This is a genomic window from Methylomonas rosea, assembly GCF_024505055.1.
GTDB classification, from domain to species: Bacteria; Pseudomonadota; Gammaproteobacteria; order Methylococcales; family Methylomonadaceae; genus Methylomonas; species Methylomonas rosea.
In genome coordinates, this window is record NZ_JANIBL010000081.1 from 1 (window position 1) to 18274 (window position 18274).

Sequence of the window (18274 nt, forward strand, 5' to 3'; positions counted from 1 at the left end):
ACGTAGCACGGTAATGCCATACGCCAGGTCGTCCGCAGCCTCCGTGAGTAGCCCGATTTCCTCCTCGTCGAACGCGTCGCCGCGCTCCGAATACATGCCGAGGAAGCCAATTGTTCCCGCCCCGATCTTTAGTGGCAATGCGATTGACGAGGCGTACCCGCGCTTAGCGGCCTCTTCGCGCCAGAACACGAACTGCGGATCATTGGCGATATCCCGCGTCACCTGAATGGTCTGCTCGCGAATGCAGCGGGCGCCTGGTCCGCTCCCGCGATCCGTGTCGGCCCAAGTGAGATTCAGATTCTCGAGATAGCCATTTTCGAGTCCAGCGTAAGCGATAAGGCGAATGCTGCGAGCCTCGTCGCTTTCTGCGTACCCCACCCAGGCCATGCGATAGCGGCCTTCTTCCACCATCACCGAGCAGAAATCCTGTGCGAGAGTTTGCTCGTCCTCAGCTCGGATCATGTAGCGGTTACAACGGCTTATCGTGCGATACATGCGATTGAGTTGCTGCAATCGCTCGGTGCTGGGATGCGCATTGGTCGTCATTTGAGCGCTCAACGTAAAGCTAAGGGGCGGGCGCGATAGCGACCGTCCCGCTTGAGCGCCATGAATAATCCAATACCAATCCATCCTGCGATCCTAGTTTGCTTATAATCCCTCGAAGTGGTCGTACCCCAGATTTTATGATTTGAGCTCACTGAGTCTCCCATATAAATGCCCCCCCTTTTAAAGGATTGGTTAATCATGCCGCTCAACGCAAAGCTCAGTGGTGAAGCGTTATGGAGCATCGGGTTACGCTTGATTTAAATTTTGTTGTGGTTCGCAAGTTCACTCTACCTACGCGCTATTTCTTCTTGCGTGGATCATCGGCAGGATTGGTATAAGTAATACCCCATGGCCCAGTGGCGATTAGCTCGATGACTGTTTCCTCATCAGTTGTCCAGACATAATGGGTGTGACCTGCGGGTAGCACAAAACTGGAACCTGCTTTAAACATCTCGCTCTTTTTTGTGTCGAATGTTTCACCTATACCATTTCCTAATTTGCCGCGCAGGACTGTAATTACTTCTGTAAATGGGTGTATATGTGGCGGAATCGGATAATTGGACGGAAATTTCAGCCAAACGATAAAAACTCCTGCTTTGTTTGGGTCACCAACTAGAACTACACTTTTGGCGCCTTTAGGGAGTAGCCGTTCGTCATTCCACTTCACGGTATCCGGCGTAAACGATTCCATGGTAACAGCGCGCATGCGATCGATTTTTTCCTGAGCTAATGCAGAACCTGCGAAAGAAATAACAATTACGGCTGCCAAAAAAATTCTCATTTGGTCTCTCATTGTTCAATACAGCTTTGTGTATATGGTTTTAGTTGAATCACCGCGTTGCACCATTCACAAACTGAAACTCCAAAACCGCCAACGGGCGGCGCGTCCTTTTGACTGACTTGTTAGGCATTTAAGCACTAAAATCAGGAGGCAAGGCAGCAAATTTGGGTACGCCTTCTGGAAACACTGCCCAGCTTGGAGCTGAAGCAGTATAAATTGCCATTTTGGGAGATAAGTTTTTGTTGCCAGCTAATGTTGAGGCTGCGACTGAATAAAAATCTCCTGCAGTTATTTCAGCACACAAGGTTGTGCCGCAAGCCCCACAAAACTGATAATTGACGTTTTCCCCGGAATCACCTTTCCGCGTAAACGACGAAGGAGAACCTTTTGTTAAAGAGAATTTATCTTTTGGCACCCATAACACGAACCATTTATCAGAACCAGTATGCACTTGACATTCCTTGCAGTAGCAGAATGCCGAATTAATAGGTTCGCCTTCAAAAAAATATCTAATAGTGCCACACGCGCAACTTCCTTCATATTTTTCCATAAACTAATACCTTTAAATTGAATGGATACCTTTGCACCCACTGCGATTCATATAGAGCCAATTTCACTTTGCCCCCCGTGGGCTAACTTGAGTCGCTGACACAAAAAACTCGATGATATCCTTACTTCGCTCGGGCCAATGTGAATGGATTTGATCACCTTCACAGTACAACGTTTTTACGCCCCCGGCACACCCTGAATAAGAGGAGCAGCCATTTGCGATTTTATCCGGAATAGGATCACATTTATTACAAGCCGCCCACCAACCCACCGCTTGCTGACCATAGCCAGGAAACAGGCGATCCTTGCTGCTGTGCATGACCATAACCGGCAAGGGTTCAGGGCATCTGCGGTCGCGTAAATCATCATACGCAACCCCTGCTGCGCTCGGCGCAATGGCACGCGGGATGTGTCGTGTGCCAGTCATAAATGCTAATGCCATCGCCGAAGTCCCTCCATCGGAATGTCCGGTAACATAGACTTGTTTTTCATCAATACACCACTTTTTAGCCATTAAACTGGGAATGGTGCCTAATTCTACGGTAGTGCTGGGCGATAATTCCGGATGATCCGCATAGGCCACGATGAGACCGGCTTGGGTAGCAGGAAAAGTGAACCCAGTTGTTTTTTCAGTTTTAGCCCGATTCGATCCCGCCGGAGAAAATACCAATAATAGTGGGTGGGCAACGGATGCATCATAATTGGCTGGTGTGCGGACATTGTATTTGATGCCGTTTTCGGTTTCTTCGCCATAAGTCTCTCCAGCGTCTCCACTGAGTTGATCAGCTTTGCAAAGACGTTGCCGCATCTCAGGCCGATACACGGCTTGCCCCAATTCTACCGAGTCGCCACTATGATCCATCAAAAGCATGACAACCATTACTAATATTGGTAACCCGAATAGCACTTTCTGCCAAGAATTAATTCTTGAAAGATAAACCTTTAATTGAGTCATATTCATAGTTATATTCCCCTAAGTTCGTTTGACTCGCCTGTACCATTCGATCATGCCTCAGGTGAGTGATTGAGCGCTTCCTTATTCGCTAACTTCAGTAATATATAAGCCAGCAACAACAAGCTTCCGATCATCACAATCTGCAGCATATAGCTTTTTCCCGGAACCGATTCCAGGCCAACAGAGAACGGAATATGAGTATCAAGACGCTTATCCTTGTCGACAACAGCGATGTGAGCCAAATAATTACCAGCACCATACTGACTAAAATCGACCAAACTATCGAAAGTGCCGTTTTTAACTTTTTTCGGCTGCTGATAAAAAACCCTTTGCCCTTCAGGTTCTTTGGTGATTTCGAATTCCACGCTGAGATTGCGCAGACTTTTACCTTCGTAGTCGAACACCAAATTAGTTGGGCCGATTTCGGGAATGATGCTGCAATATTCCCGATCCCCTGACAGAGTCGGGGTATAGGCCGTGAAATGGACTCGTTCAAAACCAACCCTCGTAACGCAAGCATCGGCCTCGTCAGGCGCACCGCGATGCGCTTGGACAATAGTCGGCATTAATCCGACCAAAAAGACAACAGGCAGCAGACTCAGCCACCTAATGCGTTTATAAGCCACCTTTTTTAGTTTGTTGATAGAGTTAGACATTGATTTGCTCCCTCTGTGATTATGTTAAATCCGATGGTCGGTTTAGAAATCAAAGGTTTCCACCTCGGAGATCAGAAACAACGGCTCACCACCGCTAGAAATCTCAACGGCATGCTGAGCTGTTTCTTGACCGCCTGGTGAATTCAGACAAGCCTTTAATTCAGCGAGTGATGGAAAATAAACCTCGGCAATCCGATGAAACGGCGCTGCAGATTTATCTGTATTGGAAAGAATCAATGAGGCGACAAATCGTGTTTTGCCGACCAGCTTTTCGACAGCCATCGGCACATGCTCATCAGCATAACGACGTTCAAAAGTTTTTAAATCTATTGGCGTAGGGTACATTACGATTAATTTTGCAGTTTTCATAGGAATATTGAATATTTATGTGATTGGGTGTTTATATTAAATAATGAGTTAGGTCAATTGTAAAATACCATTTTTCTATGGAATAATAGGTTTTACCTATTCAAAAAGGAGGCAAGCAGTGGAAATGCAACAAATACGCTATTTTCTGGCCGTCTGCGATAAAGGTTCGTTTACTCGCGCTGCACAAGCAACCTATGTGGCCCAACCCTCCCTGACGCAAGCAATTAAGAAATTGGAAGATGAACTTGGCGGTGAGCTATTTAGCCGAGACCGCGGCGGATGTCGATTGACGGCTTTAGGACGTTTGATCGAACCTTCTATTCGCGACATAGTGCGCAAGACGCAAGCTGTCAAAGCTGAGGCTGTGCGTTTCAGCCGCTTAAATACTGTGCCACTTCGCATCGGAGTGATGACGACAATTGCCGCACACCATTTAAGTCCATTCTTCGCTGACTTTCAGCAAGAACGACCACATGTAGAACTAGAATTAGTCGTCGACAGTGAATGCAATCTATTGAATCAACTTGATGAAGATGGCCTGGATTTAGTTATCAGCGCACCAACATCCTTACCGGCAGGGCATTACCAGTCTTTAAAGCTGTACGAAGAACGCTATGTCGTCGTCTTCAACGACAAACACCGTTTCAATCAACTGCAACAAATTGATTTAGCGACCATACAAACCGAGCCTTACCTGGATCGCCTGAACTGTGAGTTACGGGAAACACTTAGGAGTATTTGTCAGGGTCGACAGGTCGATCTATATGCTGCCTATAGAAGTAATAGCGAAGAGTGGATACTGAGTATGGTACGCGCCGGAATCGGTGTTGCGCTAATGCCGGAATTCACCATCACCAAAAATGCAGATAAGATTCGAGTTCGTTATCTGTCAGATCCGGAAATTCGTCGCACAATCTGCGCTATATTCCCACCCACGGCGGCCGCAAAACCCGAAGTGGCAGAAGTATTGAAAAGTCTGCGGATGGGTTTTTAAAAAATCACAAGTTAGACAAAACTAAATCAAAAGTCCGATTATGGCGTTTAAAGGGGGTTAGGGCTTACAACCTCAATTAGGATAACTATTCTCAAACTTCTCGTTCCTTACCAAAATCATCCCAGCTTAAAAACTTATAATTTATTGAATTAATTTGTGTATTGCATAAAACACAATTCTTTATTAGGGGTACAAAGTCGGTGTCAGGTTTTGTGCAAATAACAGGTATTCAATTTCCATAATTTTTGGGGTATTCAGTGGCAGGAAAGTGGCCGATTGTGTGAGGTCACCAACGGCTGCTTTGTAGCCCTCCAGTTTGCAGAATCTGGCTTTGGCTGACTGGCCGGTTTGGAGAAGCGCGACAGGCCGTTTTGGGTCGATTCCGACAATTCATCTCGTCCAAAAGCTGTCATTCAATACTGGCGTAATTACGTCGGAATGGGTGGCTGGTTTGGGATGGAATATGTGGCCCTCGCTTCCAGCAGGGCGAAATTGCAATGCGCTGCCAAGCAATCGGCCAAGCGCTCGATGCCCGCTTCGCGCAAGGCGTTGAAATCCAGGGCTTGCGCTTGGCGATAGCCAGCCCAATTCAATAGCGCATCGCAGGCTGCGGGCAAATCGAACAAGCCGTGCAGATAACTGCCCGCCACCTGTCCGTCCGTCGAGACTGCGCCATCGTTGCCTTCCGCAAGAGAAAATAAGGGGTGCGACAAGGCGGGGCCGTTGCTGACGCCCAGATGAATCTCGTAGCCCGCTACCGGCGTAGCTTGACCATAGAATGTGCCGGCGGTTTGCCGCAAGCATTTTTCGGATTGTAAAACCGTCTGCATATCCAACAAATCCAGACCGGCAGAGCTACCGGCCGGACCTTCCAGCCCAAGTGGGTCGTCTATGCTCCTACCCAGCATCTGAAAGCCGCCGCAAATGCCCAGCAGCTTGCCGCCGTAACGCAGATGGCGGGCAATAAACGTGTCCCAGCCTTGTTCTCTCAGCCTGGCTAAATCACTACGTACCGATTTGCTGCCGGGCAGCACGATCAAGTCGGCGCCGGTTACTTGATCGGGGCTTTTCTCAAAGCTGACCTGAACGCCGGGATGCAATTGCAGCGGATCGAAATCGGTATGATTGCTGAAGCTGGGCAGATGCGGCACGACAATGTGAAAAGCCCCGGCTTGGCCCTGTTGGGCATGCCGAGTGGATAAGGCGTCCTCGGCTTCCAGATAAAGATCGTGCAAATACGGCAGCACGGCCAATACCGGCTTGCCGGTTTTTTGCTCCAACCAGTCCAAGCCCGGCTTTAACAGCGCGATATCGCCGCGAAAGCGGTTGATGACAAAACCGATCACGCGTTGTTGCTCGCTGGCCGAGAGCAATTCCAGCGTGCCGACCAAGTGCGCAAACACGCCGCCGCGATCAATGTCGGCGATCAGAATGACCGGACAATCCACTGCTTCGGCAAAGCCCATATTGGCGATGTCGCCGGCGCGTAAATTAATCTCGGCTGGGCTGCCGGCACCCTCAACGATCAGCATCTGATATTGTGCGCTCAAGCGCTGCCACGATTCCAGAACCGCTTGCTTGGCGACTTTTTTATAATCGTGATATTGGCTGGCCGACTGGTTTTGCAGGACTTTGCCGTGAATGATTACTTGCGCGGTGGTATCGGTATTGGGTTTCAGCAGCACCGGATTCATATCGCTATGTGGCGGCAAGCCGCAGGCCGCCGCTTGCGCCGCTTGGGCGCGACCGATCTCGCCGCCGTCGACGGTGACCGCGCTATTCAGTGCCATGTTTTGCGGCTTGAATGGTGCGACTGCGATGCCTTGACGCCGGTAATAACGGCACAGTGCGGTGACCAAGGTACTTTTGCCGGCATCGGAGGTGGTGCCTTGCACCATCAGTGCTGGAAATGGCGGTTTAGGACGCATCCGGCCAGCCGTTTTCATAGACAAAGGCCGACAAGGGTTGCGGCGTTGCCCAGTTTTCCAGTTCTAACATCGGTTTGGGGTAGAACTCGGCGACATGGCCCAGGCAAAGCACCGCAATCGGCCGGCTGCCGGTCGGCATGTTCAATAATTGCGCCAATGCGTCGGGATCGAACAGCGATACCCACCCCAAACCCAAGCCTTCTGCTCGGGCCGCCAGCCACAGGTTTTGAATCGCGCAGGCCGCCGAGGCCAAATCCATCTCCGGCAATGTCCGGCGGCCGAAAATGTGTTGTTCACGCCTGTCCGGCAAGGCCACAACCAGCAATTCCCCGCAATCGAGTATCCCTTCCACTTTCAGCTTCATAAATTCGTCGTGCCGTTCGGCTAGTGCTTCGGCGGTGAGTCGGCGTTCCTGTTCGACTAGTGCATGAATATCGCTACGCAAACGGCGATCAGTGACGCGGATAAAACGCCAGGGCTGCATCAAACCGACGCTACCGGCTTGATGCGCGGCTTGTAGCAGGCGAGCCAAAATTTCGGCATCGACCGGATCGGAGAGAAAATGCCGCATGTCGCGGCGTTCGGCAATGGCGCGATAGACGCCGGCAAGTTGTTGGTTGGGAAAACGGTGTGCCGATGAGGAGTCGTTTAGATTCAATGTGGACTCAGGATTTGCATCAGGCAGCGGGGATTGCTGTGTCATTGCAGCACGGCAGCAATTAAAACGGCGGCTTCCGTTAGCTCGACCGCTGCGCCGTACACGTCGCCGGTTACGCCGCCCAAACGCGACACAGTAGCTTGCCGTACCCAAAATAGTAAGCTACCAGCGAACAGTAGAGCCGGAAAACCTAAAAACACCACGGCACTCAGTACACTAATCACCAACACCCAATTGGCATGCGATCTTGGCAGTTGTTGCAATAGCGCTTCGGCTAAACCTTGCGGGCGAACATAATCGGTTGTCAGCATCAAACCCAGAATGGCGGCACGGCCTAAAACGGGCGCCAGCAGCAAGGGGGCGAGGCGAGTTTGTTCGAACATGGCGGTCAGCGCGGCAAACTTCAGGATTAAAACTAAGACCAGCACGCTGACCGCAATCGGCCCGGAAGCCGGGTCTTTCATGATTTGCAGGCTACGCTGTTTATCGCCGTGGCCGCCGACCCAGGCGTCCGCGCAATCGGCCAAGCCGTCCAAATGTAGGCCGCCGGTCAGTAACACCCAGGCAGCCAATACGATAGCCGCCAACAGCATAGGCGAGGCGCCGACAAACAGCGTCGGCGGCAAGCTGAGTAGCATACCCAGCAGCAGACCGACAGCGGGATAGTACAAAACCGAACGCCCCAATAAGGACGCGCCTGCCTCGTAGCGAACACTAACGGGTATGCGGGTCAGAAACTGCAAAGCTACTAGAAAAGCATCCACGATTATTTCAGATGACGTCCCTTGGCATCTTTGTAGATATGACCGGTAGCAATCAATACGCCTTCGATGAAACCCCACATGACGCCAAAACCGCCGGTAATCAGCGTGACCACGGCTTGAGTGAATCCAAGAAAATAAAAGCCCAGATAAATGCGATGCAAGCCAATTGCGCCGAACGCAATGCCCAGTAAGGCTGCCACTATCTTACTTTTGACCGGCTTGGCTTCCATCAAATAAGCGCCGACCAGGCTGACGTCGGAGACTTTGCCGTCGTCGTGATCGAAATCCACGTCATCGCCAAGTTTGGGTGGCGCTTCCGAGGTCCATTGATCCAGATGGAATTCGTAGAATTGACCTTCGTGTTTGATCACGCCGGTCTGGCATCTTTCATCGTAACTTTCTATGTGTCCTAGCATGTTGTTTACCAAATCAGTTGTACGTTTTTATTATTATGTGCAGATTGCCATCGGGAGCATCTGCCGGCCGGAAAGCAAACTCGACCTTAGCCGAGCTTTTTTCGCGGCTAATGATACGGGAAAGCCAAAGACCCCGCTATTGCACCTGAAACGGATTGCCGATAGATAGTCTATTTCAAGCAGTAGAGACCTGTGCCTGACTGAATGTAGCCATTTCATTGTGTAAATGACAGGCCATTTGCAACAACGGCACCGCCAACACCGCGCCGCTACCCTCACCCAAGCGCATCTCCAGATTCAACAACGGCCGTGCATTTAACGCTTGCAGGACTCGGGCATGGCCTCTTTCCGCGGAACAGTGGCCGTAAAAAAACCAGTCCACGCAGCCGGGATTGATATCCCTCGCCAGCAAAGCCGCGACACTGCTGATAAACCCGTCTATCAACACCGGCAAACCCTGTTGGGCGGCGCTGATATAGGCTGCGGTTAGTGCGGCGATTTCAAAGCCGCCCAAGGTTTTTAAAATAGCCAATGGCGAATGCAAAGCGTCTTGGTGACGCTGTAAGGCCGAGTCGATAACGCCGGCTTTTTGGTCGATTTGTCCGGCGTTCAAGCCGGTGCCGGCGCCGGTAATGTCGGCGGCCGGTATCCGCAAACTGGCGGCCGCTAGCGCACTGGCGCTGGTGGTATTGGCGATGCCCATTTCGCCGCCAATAAACAAATCAGCCTGGTTCGCCAAGGCCCTGGCGACGGCAGCTTGGCCGGCGGCCAAGGCGATAGTCAATTGCGCGTCGTTCATCGCTGCGGTTCGCTTAAAATTAGCAGTGCCTGCACCTGCTCGATGACTGATGACATTGGCTAAAGCCACCGGCTGTATCAGCCCGACATCGACAACCTCGAAATACGCATCGACATGCCGAGCCAGTACGTTCACCGCCGCGCCACCAGCCGCGAAGTTTTTTACCATTTCCATCGTCACCACTTGCGGAAACGCCGAGACGCCTTCCTCGGCAATGCCGTGATCGGCGGCAAATACGCTGACATGGATTTTTTCCAGCTTAGGCATTTCCCGGCGTTGCATCGCCGCCAGTCTAACCGCGCAATCTTCCAGTAAGCCCAAGGAGCCGGGCGGCTTGGTCAATTGCGCTTGCCTGTCCAACGCTTGTTGGTAATAGTGTGCATCGGGCGCGGCAATCGGCGCGGATAAACTGTTCATAATGAAATTAGACGTTTTTGAGGATTTGCGGCAAACCGGCGCTGACCAGCACCACCTTGTCGCTGATTTGTGCGAGTCTTTGATGTAAAAAGCCGGCTTCGTCGACGAAACGACGCGTCATCGCGTCGGCGGCTACAACACCCAGGCCCACTTCGTTGCTGACCATGATCACGTGTTGCCCGCCGGTCGCCAGTACCGCGCATAAGGCATCGGCTTGTTGCCGATAGCGCTGTTCTTGCAGATTACCTTGTTTGTCGAATAACACATTGCACAACCAAAGCGTCAGGCAATCGACCAGCAAGCAATGCTGTTTGCCGGCGTATTTGCTAATCACATCCGCCAATGCGATAGGCTCTTCAACGGTTATCCAGTGCTGCGGACGGCGCTGTTGATGATGCTGGATGCGACTGTGCATCTCGTCATCTCCGGCTTCAGCGGTGGCGATGTACACCACCGGCAAACCGGAGGCCAAAGCTTGTTGCTCGGCATAGCGGCTTTTACCGGAACGGGCGCCGCCTAAAACCAGCTCAATCATCCGCTAATCGCACCGCCAGTACGTCGCATTTAGCGTGATGCAGCACGCCATTGGCAGTTGAGCCGAGCAACAATGCAAAACCATGACGGCCGTGCGAGCCAACGACGATCAAGTCGGCCTGAATCTCTTCGGCTACCCGGACGATTTCCAGTTTGGGGCTACCCATTTCCAGATATTGGCGTTCGGCGGGAACCTGTAGTTTCTCGCCCAACTCACGCAGGCGTTTCTTGGTGGCCTCCATCAGTTCCTGGGTCAAATCCACATCGAATGGAATGATGGGGCCATAAGCGGGATCGGTAATCGGCAAATTATCGACCACGTGCACCAAACTCAATTGGGCAGCGTTTTGTGCGGCGATTTGCCTGGCTTTTTCGGCAACTTGACCGCCATGTTCAAAAAAATCGGCAGCCAATAAAATATGTTTATATATCGTCATACATCCTCCTAATCGCTAACGGCAATCTCGGTAAATAACAAGGTCATGACCTGTGTGGAAATGAGTATATATAAAAAAGCCAGCGCCAAGCCGAACATTAACGGTCTATCCAGGGCGTGCCGAAAAATACTGCCGTTAACCAACCAATGCCAGCCCATCAGCACGATCATTGCGATGTACGCCACCTGACTGATTTGGGTATTCAGGCTGGCGACCGCCGGAATGGCGCACAAACTAATCACCACATCAGAGCCCAACAGTGCCGTCAGGGTTTGTGGAAAACGGGCGGTTTTCCCGGAAAAATAGAGTAGCGGATAGCAGAAACCGACCATTAATACGGTCTCCGCGCTGATTTGCAGCAAAGCATGCGACCAATCGCTGTCCAACAGCAAAATCAATAGATTAACCAGCAAATAGGGTATGAACATCAGCCGCACTAACCAAGGCGACGCGGGCACATCCTGCGGACCTTTGCGCATAATGCAAATCTCAAAAAACAACACCATCAGTTGGTACATGATCACTCCGCTTGTTGTAGGTTTTCCTCCGCTGCCAGCCAATCCATTTCTGCCTGTTCCAGCGCACTATCGATTTGGCCTTTCCGACTCAGCAACTGCTTTAATTGTTCCTTATATTCCTCGGCATAAATGGCCGGATCGGCCAATTGTTCTTCAAGATCGCGCTGCTGCTGATGAAACTTTTCCACCGCCGCTTCGGCTTTTTTCACCGCGTCCAACAGCGGTTTTAAACGCTGCCGGCGCTCCGCGTCGAGTTTACGCTGATCCTTGCGCGAGACCCCGCCGGCATTGTCGTTAGCTACCGGTTCGTCGCCCGTTTTCTTTTGTTCAGCCAGCCATTGCTTGTAATCGTCCAAATCACCGTCGAATGGCTGCATCTTGCCGCCAGCCACCAACAACAGTTGGTCAGTCACCGAACGTAGCAAGTGCCTGTCATGCGAAACCACGACCAGAGCGCCCTGGTATTCCTGCAAGGCCACGCTCAGAGCGTGGCGCATTTCCAAATCCAGATGGTTGGTCGGCTCGTCCAGCAGCAACAAATTCGGATTTTGATAAACCAGCATGGCCAGTACCAAGCGGGCTTTTTCGCCACCGGAAAACGGCCCGACCGGATCGTTGACCTTGTCGCCGCGAAAATCAAAACCACCCAGAAAATTGCGCAAATCCTTTTCCGTGGCTTGCTTATCCAATTTCTGTAGGTGCCAGAGCGGGCTTTCCTCCAGGTTCAACAATTCCAGTTGATGTTGGGCGAAATAGCCGATATGCAAATCCTGAGCGGTTTGTAGCTTACCAGTCAATGCCGGCATTTGCCCGGAAAGTACTTTGATCAAGCTGGACTTGCCGGCGCCATTGGGCCCGAGCAGACCGATACGGTCGCCCGGCGCAATCGACAGGCTGGCATTTTTGATCACCACTTTATCGCCGTAGCCGATGTCGGCTTCTTCGATTTTTAACAGCGGATTGGGCATTTTTTTCGGCGGCGGAAAGCTGAAACCGAACGGCGAATCGACATGGGCCTGCGCGATCAACTCCATCCGCTCCAAGGCCTTGATGCGGCTTTGCGCCTGTCTGGCTTTGGTGGCTTGCGCTTTGAAACGATCGACAAAGCTCTGGATGTGCGCAATTTCGCGCTGCTGTTTTTCGTAGGCGGTTTGTTGCTGAGCCAGTTTTTCGGCGCGCATGCGTTCGAAGGCGGAATAATTGCCCGTGTAAATTTCGGCTCTGTTTTGTTCGATGTGGATGATGTGGTCGGTGATGGTGTCCAGAAAATCGCGGTCATGGGAAATCAACAACAAAGTACCGGGATATTTGCTTAGCCAATCCTGCAAATAAATCACCGCATCCAAATCCAGATGGTTGGTAGGTTCGTCGAGTAGTAACACATCGGAGCGGCACATCAGGGCTTGCGCCAAATTCAATCGCATGCGCCAACCGCCGGAAAACGAGCTGACCGGCCGGCTTTCCTGCTCCGTACTGAAACCCAGGCCATTCAGCAACCGCGACGCCCGTGCTTGGGCCGTATAACCACCAACATGGTCCAAAGCGGCATGTAGCTCCGCCAATTTAATACCGTCATGCGCTTGCTCGGCCGTATGCAACTTTGCCTGCAAGGCACGCAACTCTCTGTCGCCGTCCAGCACATAGTCGCTGGCTGAACATTCCAACGCCGGGGTTTCCTGGGCCACATGGGCGATTTCCAGATTCGGCGGCATGGAAAAATCGCCTTCGTCGGCATGTAATTCGCCGCGCAGTAGCGCAAAAAGGCTGGATTTGCCGGCGCCATTGGCCCCGGTCAGACCGATTTTTTGGCCTTTATGTATCGTGAAAGAAGCCTCGCTAAACAGCAATCGGTTGCCGCGACGGATGGCGATGTTTTTGAAATTGAGCATGATGGTGAAAAGTTGGCTGGGTGCGACGCCGCACAATTGGGGAATTTTAGCGCGGGAGGGGGGTGCGCGTCTTTTGTAGTTTACGTTGCTGCGCAGAGCCGGATATTTGGGGGCTATTTGCTGAACGGGGCAACAATCTTTTCTAAACGATGGGATAACAGGTAGGAAATGCAAGCAGATTTGGAAATGTTTTCAGGCTATCCCGGTTTCGGATCTCTTATCGTCAACCGGGACAACTCCGGAATAAGCCGGGGACGGCTAAGAATCAGCCGCCCCAAGCATTACTTTACCAGGATAAACTACGTGAAATGGCACCACTACCGTCGTACAAGTAGCCATTTTTGACTACCTTAGTGACGGTAAACGCACAGGTACCCTTGCTATTTTTGGGCAGCAGCGCACTGCTCAGGGCAGCCGAGCCTTTCGTGCCGGTAATGGAATAGCTCGCTCCGGTCACATTGGTTTTTGTAGTACCCGAGGCGACCGAACCGCTCCAAGTGCCATAGATGCCGGCACCGATAACTGATGCTGTTCCGGATTTAACGGTAATGTTAGCAACGCATTGCGATTTACCGCCGCTTAACAATTTTCGAGTCATCACGGTACTGGCAACTTTCATATTCATTGCCACGACACTTTGCGCCGCCTGAATACTTTGCGTAGTACTGGTTTTCAAACCGCTGCTATCCGTAACGGTTAGCGTTGCGGTATAGGCACCAGGGGTGTTGTAGATGTGACTGACCGATGCGCCGCTAGTTGCCGCGGAACCATCGCCGAAATTCCATGCGTATGAAGAGATCGAGCCGTTTCTAGCACTGGAGCCGGAACCATTCAGCGTCACATTTAGTGGCGCGTCGCCGACAGTTGGCAGAGCCGTGATCACTGCTGCGGGAGGAATCGCAGCCACAATGGGGTAATTGCCGGTAATTTGATATTGACCAAGGCTACCGTAGTCAGAGTAGCCAGTAATTAGGTCGCCTTTACCCACGCCTTCGATTTTCAGGAAATATTTTCCGGCGTTGAGCGTAACGTTTAAGGATGCCGCCAAGCTATCCACCGGATTGGCTTGGGCGACAGTATTGCCTTGCGCGTCAATTAACTTTAACAACACATCCAAATTGGGCGCAATTGCGTCGGGTGTGACGTTGAACTGTGCGCTTCCCCCGCCTGTTGAAAACACGAAAACATCGGCGTCCGTCGTACGTTCGATGATGCCATTTTGCGAAACTGTGCCGGCACTGCCGGCTAAAGGCGCCGCACTGCCCGTCGTATCGGGGAAGTCATCAGGTCGCACTGGGGCACCCGCGGCATTTATCACTGCAAGATCATCCTGCAGATTGTTGGCGCCCGGATATTCACCTTTACTCCATTGTGCGACGGGTTTGTAATAGCCCACCCCCATGACCGGAGCCCAGCCGGTTGCACCGCTACCGTGGCCGGCATAGTAGCCGGTGGAGGCATTGCCATCGTGATTGAGGTTCAAGTTATGCCCAACTTCGTGCGATACCGCTTCGGCAACGTATTTGGGATAACCATTACCCAACTTGTCGAAGAACACCCAGGCGGGTCTATAGCGTTCCGGGTAGGTGGCCGAATAGTAAGAGAACACATTAACGTAAGCCACACCGCCGCAAGTTTGGTTGCAAAGTTGCGGCATGGAGCGGGTAATCACTACTCGAGTGCCGTACTGCACATCGCTGGTACTGGTGCGTCTCAGGGCATCCAAAACGGGTTCCTGCGTGGTAACGTCGACGTCGAATGGTGCGTAGTCTTCCGCTACGCGCTGCCATATCTCGCGAATGTTATTTAATTCCGTGCTGCTGAAAGCGCTTGGGTTGCTGTCGATATCGTAGGCCTGTGCATTAAGCGCAGTGGTGCTCCACGCGGTATTCGTTGCTACATGGCCGTTGAAATCCAAATAAATAACTCGATTCGAACCAGGCTTGCTGTGCAGCGCGAACGGGTCGGCCGTTGTCGCGCTTGCCACACTGCCACCCGCGCTGGTTACCGTGGCCGTTTCTTGTTCGCCTTGCCCCTGAGTAACATTGCTATGCTCGTCGATATAGAGCAGGCGGCCGCTTTCATCGATCCACGCCGACGAATCGGTTCGCAATATATCTTCCAGGCGATCGCTGGACATATCGTAGGCTTTAGCCACATCCCCCAGCTTATCGCCCAATGCATCGATTGCCGCCTGACCGTTCTTTTTTTCTGTCAGCGTAACGTGCGGAAATGCCATTTCGGTTTCCGCCTCGGCCAAGTCGGCAATCTTGGCTGAAGAGCTTTGCGATTTCGCCCTAACGACGTCGAACGGGTTTTCCATGCCCGACCCATTTAAACCCGAGACGAATGCTTGAACTCGGCCATCGGCAAGCAGGGTCAGCCCGTAGTTATAACCCACCAAAGCCCCTTCGGCTTCTTGTTGCGAAGCAAAATACAATGGCTCTGCGGATATGCCGGCGGCGGAGGCGGGTAATTCGGTACTCAAATCATTTTCGATTGTAGCTTTCTGCTCAATCGGCGGCGTGGCACAACCCACTAAAGTAGTGATTACGGCGGATGCGATGAATGTCTGTTTGTTCATGATGGACTCCCGTGCATGAAAAGATCACTGTACCCATTCTCAAAATTGGCAGGCACAGGCTAGTAATACTGGTGACAAAGTAAAGAACAATGTGCCGAAAAATTCTGAGAGCCGAGTGGCTATTTTAAAAAGGACGGAAAAACTAAACAGCGCCGACCTTACCCCAAGTTAACACGTAACGATACACAATGCTGGCTGCGGTAATCCAACAGCACCTGTCGTTGACGACCACACCGCTCGCGGCAATCCTGCCCACCAACAACTCCATCGACAAACGCAGGCCGGCAACCCAATGCACCAAAACCGCGCCGCGTCAAGCCACCGGCCCCGCCAATCGAAATATCAGCGGTTTGCTGCAAGACTTAAACGCACCGCGATCAAAGCATAGATCACCAGCAGCATGATCAAGGTGTTTTTGCCGAGGCCGCCAACATAGCGTCCTGATCCTGACGCTGCTGGCCGATTTGCACATTCAAGCCCGAAAAAGCCTGCTCCAGGTGCGGCAAGGCGCCGGTCTTCGCGATTCAGCCGGGAATAGCCTTGCCGAACTCACTCGGCCAGCTGCTCAAGCCGCAAACCCAGGCACTCGGCTATCGGGGACTAAAAATCTTCACTGTGCTGGCGCTCAGTTTCCACAATTTTCAGCGAGAGTGCTAACGGCGTTCAGCAGCACCGATTAAGTTCGCGTGTTTGGCTGCAAGTCAAACGGCACTGTATAGATTCCGGTGAAACCGGGTTAATCAAATACAATATCAAGCGACATCGTCCCGGTAACGGTTGGCGATAGCTTGAAACCGGGCGACTATCGACTGCATAGCGTCGACCATGTCCGGGTCGAAATGCCTGCTGCGGCCTTCCATCATCAATGCCACCGATTCTTCATGGCTAAAGGCGGGTTTGTAAACCCGCTTGGTAGTCAAGGCATCGTACACATCCGCTACCGCCATCAATCGGGCGCTGACCGGAATCTCGTCGCCGCGCAAGCCCTGGGGATAGCCAGTGCCATCCCAGCGTTCGTGGTGACAATAGGCGATATCGGCGGCATATCCTAAAAAAGCGCCTTCGTTTTCGCCAAACTCTTTGGCCGCCGAGACGATGGCATTTTTGCCGGCCTCGCAATGGCGTTTCATGATCACCCACTCATCCTCGGTCAATTTGCCGGGTTTGAGCAGAATCGCATCGGGAATCGCCACCTTGCCAATGTCGTGCAGCGGGGCGGTTTTGTACATGTATTCGATGGCTTCGTCGTTCAGGCAATCACGAAAGCGCGGATGAGCGCGCAAAGCCTCGGCCAATTCGCGAACATAGTGCTGGGTACGGCGGATATGGTTACCGGTTTCGTTATCGCGCACTTCGGCCAGCGCGCAAAACGCCGAAATGATCGAGCCCTGAGCCGCTATCAGTTGCCGATTGCGCCTGATCAACTCTTCGGTACGTTCGGCCACCAACAGTTCCAGGCCCTCGTTATGCCGGCGCAGTTCGCGGCTACTGTCGGCCAGCGCCAGATGACTGCGCACCCGCGCCGAAACCACCGGCGGCGACACCGGCTTATGGATGAAATCCGCCGCGCCCAGTGACAGGCCGTATTCTTCGTCGATCGGACTGTCCAGGCTGGTCAGAAAAATGACCGGAATTTCCCGGCTGGCGATATCGGCTTTCAAGCGTCGGCAGACTTCGTAACCATCGATACCCGGCATCACCACATCGAGCAACACCAGATTCGGCGGACAGCGACCAATCAAATCCAGTGCTTCGGCGCCGTTGGTCGCGAAGCTGGTTTCGTACTGTTTGCCCAGGATGTTATCCAACAATTCGATATTGCTTAGGGAATCGTCGACGATCAACACCCGATGCCGGTTGGGATTGGTAGTCATATTCAGTTCCTGGATTGATAACGCTCGATTAGCCGAGACAAGTCGCTCAATGCCTCATCGTACCGCAATTGTGCAATCGATAGAGCGATAGGCGCGAATTCGCCAAGCAGTTCGCGGTCGGCGATGCCGCTTTCCAATTCGGACGCCAAGCGGCGGGCGTCCAGACTCTTGGCCCGCAATTGCTGTTCCAGCAAAGTCAAGCGCGACCAAAACCAATCGGCGTCGTGCCTACTTTTGGAGAGTTCGGGCGCGACCGTCAGCTCGACCGCCGTCAATCCCGCCAGTAGCGCCGGTATTGCGTCGCATTGTCGAGCCAATTCCTCGACAGCCTCCGATAAACCGGCCGTCGCGCCGGATTTGAGCAATTGCTCCAGGTGGCCGGCCGAAGCCGCGATGGCGTCCAGCCCCAAATTACCGGCTTCGCCCTTTAAATTATGGGCCAGCTGATACAGCGAATCGAGCTCGCCGGCCTGGGCCAGATGGCGAAACTCGCTGCCGGCGGCGGCGCGGCGATCGGCAAACTTCAACAACAAGCGCCGGTAAAAATCGGCGTTGCCGCCCATGCGCAACAAAGCCGCCGATACCGATACGCCCGGCAACAAGTGC

20 protein-coding genes are annotated in these 18274 nt (G+C 52.4%); 2 read left to right on the forward strand and 18 right to left on the reverse strand.

What is annotated here, in order from left to right; all coding sequences use genetic code 11:
* The 6 genes from NP589_RS19570 to NP589_RS19595 form a co-directional block, all read right to left on the reverse strand.
* Positions 1-546 (reverse strand): GAF domain-containing protein (locus NP589_RS19570; protein ID WP_256608475.1); only part of this gene is annotated, 546 nt, incomplete at its 3' end.
* A 298-nt stretch (positions 547-844) separates the two neighbouring features.
* Complete coding sequence (locus NP589_RS19575; RefSeq protein ID WP_256608476.1) at positions 845-1327, reverse strand: cupin domain-containing protein; 483 nt, start codon at positions 1325-1327, stop codon at positions 845-847.
* Positions 1328-1457: 130 nt separating this feature from the next.
* Positions 1458-1877, reverse strand: coding sequence for a GFA family protein (locus tag NP589_RS19580; RefSeq protein WP_256608477.1), 420 nt, complete (start codon positions 1875-1877; stop codon positions 1458-1460).
* Positions 1878-1940: 63 nt separating this feature from the next.
* Positions 1941-2837, reverse strand: a complete 897-nt coding sequence (locus NP589_RS19585) for a CE1 family esterase (RefSeq protein ID WP_256608478.1) — start codon at positions 2835-2837, stop codon at positions 1941-1943.
* Positions 2838-2881: 44 nt separating this feature from the next.
* Positions 2882-3487 carry a hypothetical protein gene (locus NP589_RS19590; protein WP_256608479.1) on the reverse strand — a complete coding sequence of 202 codons (606 nt, stop codon included), beginning with the start codon at positions 3485-3487 and terminating at the stop codon, positions 2882-2884.
* A 42-nt stretch (positions 3488-3529) separates the two neighbouring features.
* Positions 3530-3856, reverse strand: a complete 327-nt coding sequence (locus tag NP589_RS19595; protein ID WP_255189565.1) for an EthD family reductase — start codon at positions 3854-3856, stop codon at positions 3530-3532.
* A 118-nt stretch (positions 3857-3974) separates the two neighbouring features.
* Between NP589_RS19595 and NP589_RS19600 the strand changes: the two genes are divergently transcribed.
* A complete protein-coding gene (locus NP589_RS19600) occupies positions 3975-4850 on the forward strand; it encodes a LysR family transcriptional regulator (RefSeq protein WP_256608480.1) in 876 nt (291 codons plus the stop codon).
* Between the two features lie 428 nt (positions 4851-5278).
* Here the strand turns inward: NP589_RS19600 and NP589_RS19605 are convergent, their stop codons facing one another.
* The 10 genes from NP589_RS19605 to NP589_RS19650 all read right to left on the reverse strand — a co-directional run bounded on the left by NP589_RS19605 (position 5279) and on the right by NP589_RS19650 (position 15794).
* Complete coding sequence (locus NP589_RS19605) at positions 5279-6796, reverse strand: cobyric acid synthase (protein ID WP_256608481.1); 1518 nt, start codon at positions 6794-6796, stop codon at positions 5279-5281.
* The gene (bluB, locus tag NP589_RS19610) at positions 6768-7481 is read right to left on the reverse strand and encodes a 5,6-dimethylbenzimidazole synthase (protein ID WP_256608482.1); all 714 of its coding nucleotides are present in this window, start codon (positions 7479-7481) and stop codon (positions 6768-6770) included. The genes NP589_RS19605 and bluB overlap by 29 nt, the downstream gene beginning before the upstream one ends.
* Entirely contained in the window at positions 7478-8200 is a 723-nt protein-coding gene (locus tag NP589_RS19615) for an adenosylcobinamide-GDP ribazoletransferase (RefSeq protein WP_256608483.1), read from the reverse strand. The genes bluB and NP589_RS19615 overlap by 4 nt, the downstream gene beginning before the upstream one ends.
* Before the next feature lie 2 nt (positions 8201-8202).
* The gene (locus tag NP589_RS19620) at positions 8203-8616 is read right to left on the reverse strand and encodes a TM2 domain-containing protein (protein WP_256608484.1); all 414 of its coding nucleotides are present in this window, start codon (positions 8614-8616) and stop codon (positions 8203-8205) included.
* A gap of 175 nt (positions 8617-8791) precedes the next feature.
* On the reverse strand, positions 8792-9832 hold the full coding sequence (gene cobT, locus NP589_RS19625; RefSeq protein ID WP_256608485.1) for a nicotinate-nucleotide--dimethylbenzimidazole phosphoribosyltransferase: 1041 nt from the start codon (positions 9830-9832) through the stop codon (positions 8792-8794).
* A gap of 7 nt (positions 9833-9839) precedes the next feature.
* The gene (gene cobU / locus NP589_RS19630; protein WP_256608486.1) at positions 9840-10367 is read right to left on the reverse strand and encodes a bifunctional adenosylcobinamide kinase/adenosylcobinamide-phosphate guanylyltransferase; all 528 of its coding nucleotides are present in this window, start codon (positions 10365-10367) and stop codon (positions 9840-9842) included.
* Positions 10360-10803, reverse strand: coding sequence for a universal stress protein (locus NP589_RS19635; RefSeq protein ID WP_020483929.1), 444 nt, complete (start codon positions 10801-10803; stop codon positions 10360-10362). Before NP589_RS19635 ends, cobU begins: the two co-directional genes overlap by 8 nt.
* Before the next feature lie 8 nt (positions 10804-10811).
* Entirely contained in the window at positions 10812-11321 is a 510-nt protein-coding gene (locus tag NP589_RS19640; protein WP_256608487.1) for a hypothetical protein, read from the reverse strand.
* Positions 11322-11323: 2 nt separating this feature from the next.
* Positions 11324-13210 carry an ATP-binding cassette domain-containing protein gene (locus NP589_RS19645; protein WP_256608488.1) on the reverse strand — a complete coding sequence of 629 codons (1887 nt, stop codon included), beginning with the start codon at positions 13208-13210 and terminating at the stop codon, positions 11324-11326.
* A gap of 286 nt (positions 13211-13496) precedes the next feature.
* The gene (locus tag NP589_RS19650; RefSeq protein ID WP_256608489.1) at positions 13497-15794 is read right to left on the reverse strand and encodes a PKD domain-containing protein; all 2298 of its coding nucleotides are present in this window, start codon (positions 15792-15794) and stop codon (positions 13497-13499) included.
* A 188-nt stretch (positions 15795-15982) separates the two neighbouring features.
* On the opposite strand from NP589_RS19650, the gene NP589_RS21810 reads away from it, so the two are divergent.
* Positions 15983-16198: a hypothetical protein gene (locus NP589_RS21810; protein ID WP_371929698.1), complete on the forward strand. Its 216-nt coding sequence runs from the start codon at positions 15983-15985 to the stop codon at positions 16196-16198.
* Between the two features lie 348 nt (positions 16199-16546).
* Here NP589_RS21810 and NP589_RS19660 read toward each other — a convergent pair whose 3' ends face one another.
* Positions 16547-17668 (reverse strand): HD domain-containing phosphohydrolase, encoded by a 1122-nt coding sequence (locus NP589_RS19660; protein ID WP_256608490.1) that lies wholly within the window; start codon positions 17666-17668, stop codon positions 16547-16549.
* Between the two features lie 2 nt (positions 17669-17670).
* Positions 17671-18274: Hpt domain-containing protein (locus NP589_RS19665; protein ID WP_256608491.1), on the reverse strand; the 604-nt coding region annotated here is incomplete at its 5' end.

Bases quoted from the DNA above. Each gene is read 5' to 3' on its own strand.
- cobU (WP_256608486.1), bottom strand. From the start codon at position 10,367: ATGATTGAGCTGGTTTTAGGCGGCGCCCGTTCCGGTAAAAGCCGCTAT.
- bluB (WP_256608482.1), bottom strand. From the start codon at position 7,481: ATGACACAGCAATCCCCGCTGCCTGATGCAAATCCTGAGTCCACATTG.
- NP589_RS19605 (WP_256608481.1), bottom strand. From the start codon at position 6,796: ATGAAAACGGCTGGCCGGATGCGTCCTAAACCGCCATTTCCAGCACTG.
- NP589_RS19575 (WP_256608476.1), bottom strand. From the start codon at position 1,327: ATGAGAATTTTTTTGGCAGCCGTAATTGTTATTTCTTTCGCAGGTTCT.
- cobT (WP_256608485.1), bottom strand. From the start codon at position 9,832: ATGAACAGTTTATCCGCGCCGATTGCCGCGCCCGATGCACACTATTAC.
- NP589_RS19595 (WP_255189565.1), bottom strand. From the start codon at position 3,856: ATGAAAACTGCAAAATTAATCGTAATGTACCCTACGCCAATAGATTTA.
- NP589_RS19660 (WP_256608490.1), bottom strand. From the start codon at position 17,668: ATGACTACCAATCCCAACCGGCATCGGGTGTTGATCGTCGACGATTCC.
- NP589_RS19585 (WP_256608478.1), bottom strand. From the start codon at position 2,837: ATGAATATGACTCAATTAAAGGTTTATCTTTCAAGAATTAATTCTTGG.
- NP589_RS19580 (WP_256608477.1), bottom strand. From the start codon at position 1,877: ATGGAAAAATATGAAGGAAGTTGCGCGTGTGGCACTATTAGATATTTT.
- NP589_RS19635 (WP_020483929.1), bottom strand. From the start codon at position 10,803: ATGACGATATATAAACATATTTTATTGGCTGCCGATTTTTTTGAACAT.
- NP589_RS21810 (WP_371929698.1), top strand. From the start codon at position 15,983: ATGCTGGCTGCGGTAATCCAACAGCACCTGTCGTTGACGACCACACCG.
- NP589_RS19590 (WP_256608479.1), bottom strand. From the start codon at position 3,487: ATGTCTAACTCTATCAACAAACTAAAAAAGGTGGCTTATAAACGCATT.
- NP589_RS19620 (WP_256608484.1), bottom strand. From the start codon at position 8,616: ATGCTAGGACACATAGAAAGTTACGATGAAAGATGCCAGACCGGCGTG.
- NP589_RS19650 (WP_256608489.1), bottom strand. From the start codon at position 15,794: ATGAACAAACAGACATTCATCGCATCCGCCGTAATCACTACTTTAGTG.
- NP589_RS19645 (WP_256608488.1), bottom strand. From the start codon at position 13,210: ATGCTCAATTTCAAAAACATCGCCATCCGTCGCGGCAACCGATTGCTG.
- NP589_RS19640 (WP_256608487.1), bottom strand. From the start codon at position 11,321: ATGTACCAACTGATGGTGTTGTTTTTTGAGATTTGCATTATGCGCAAA.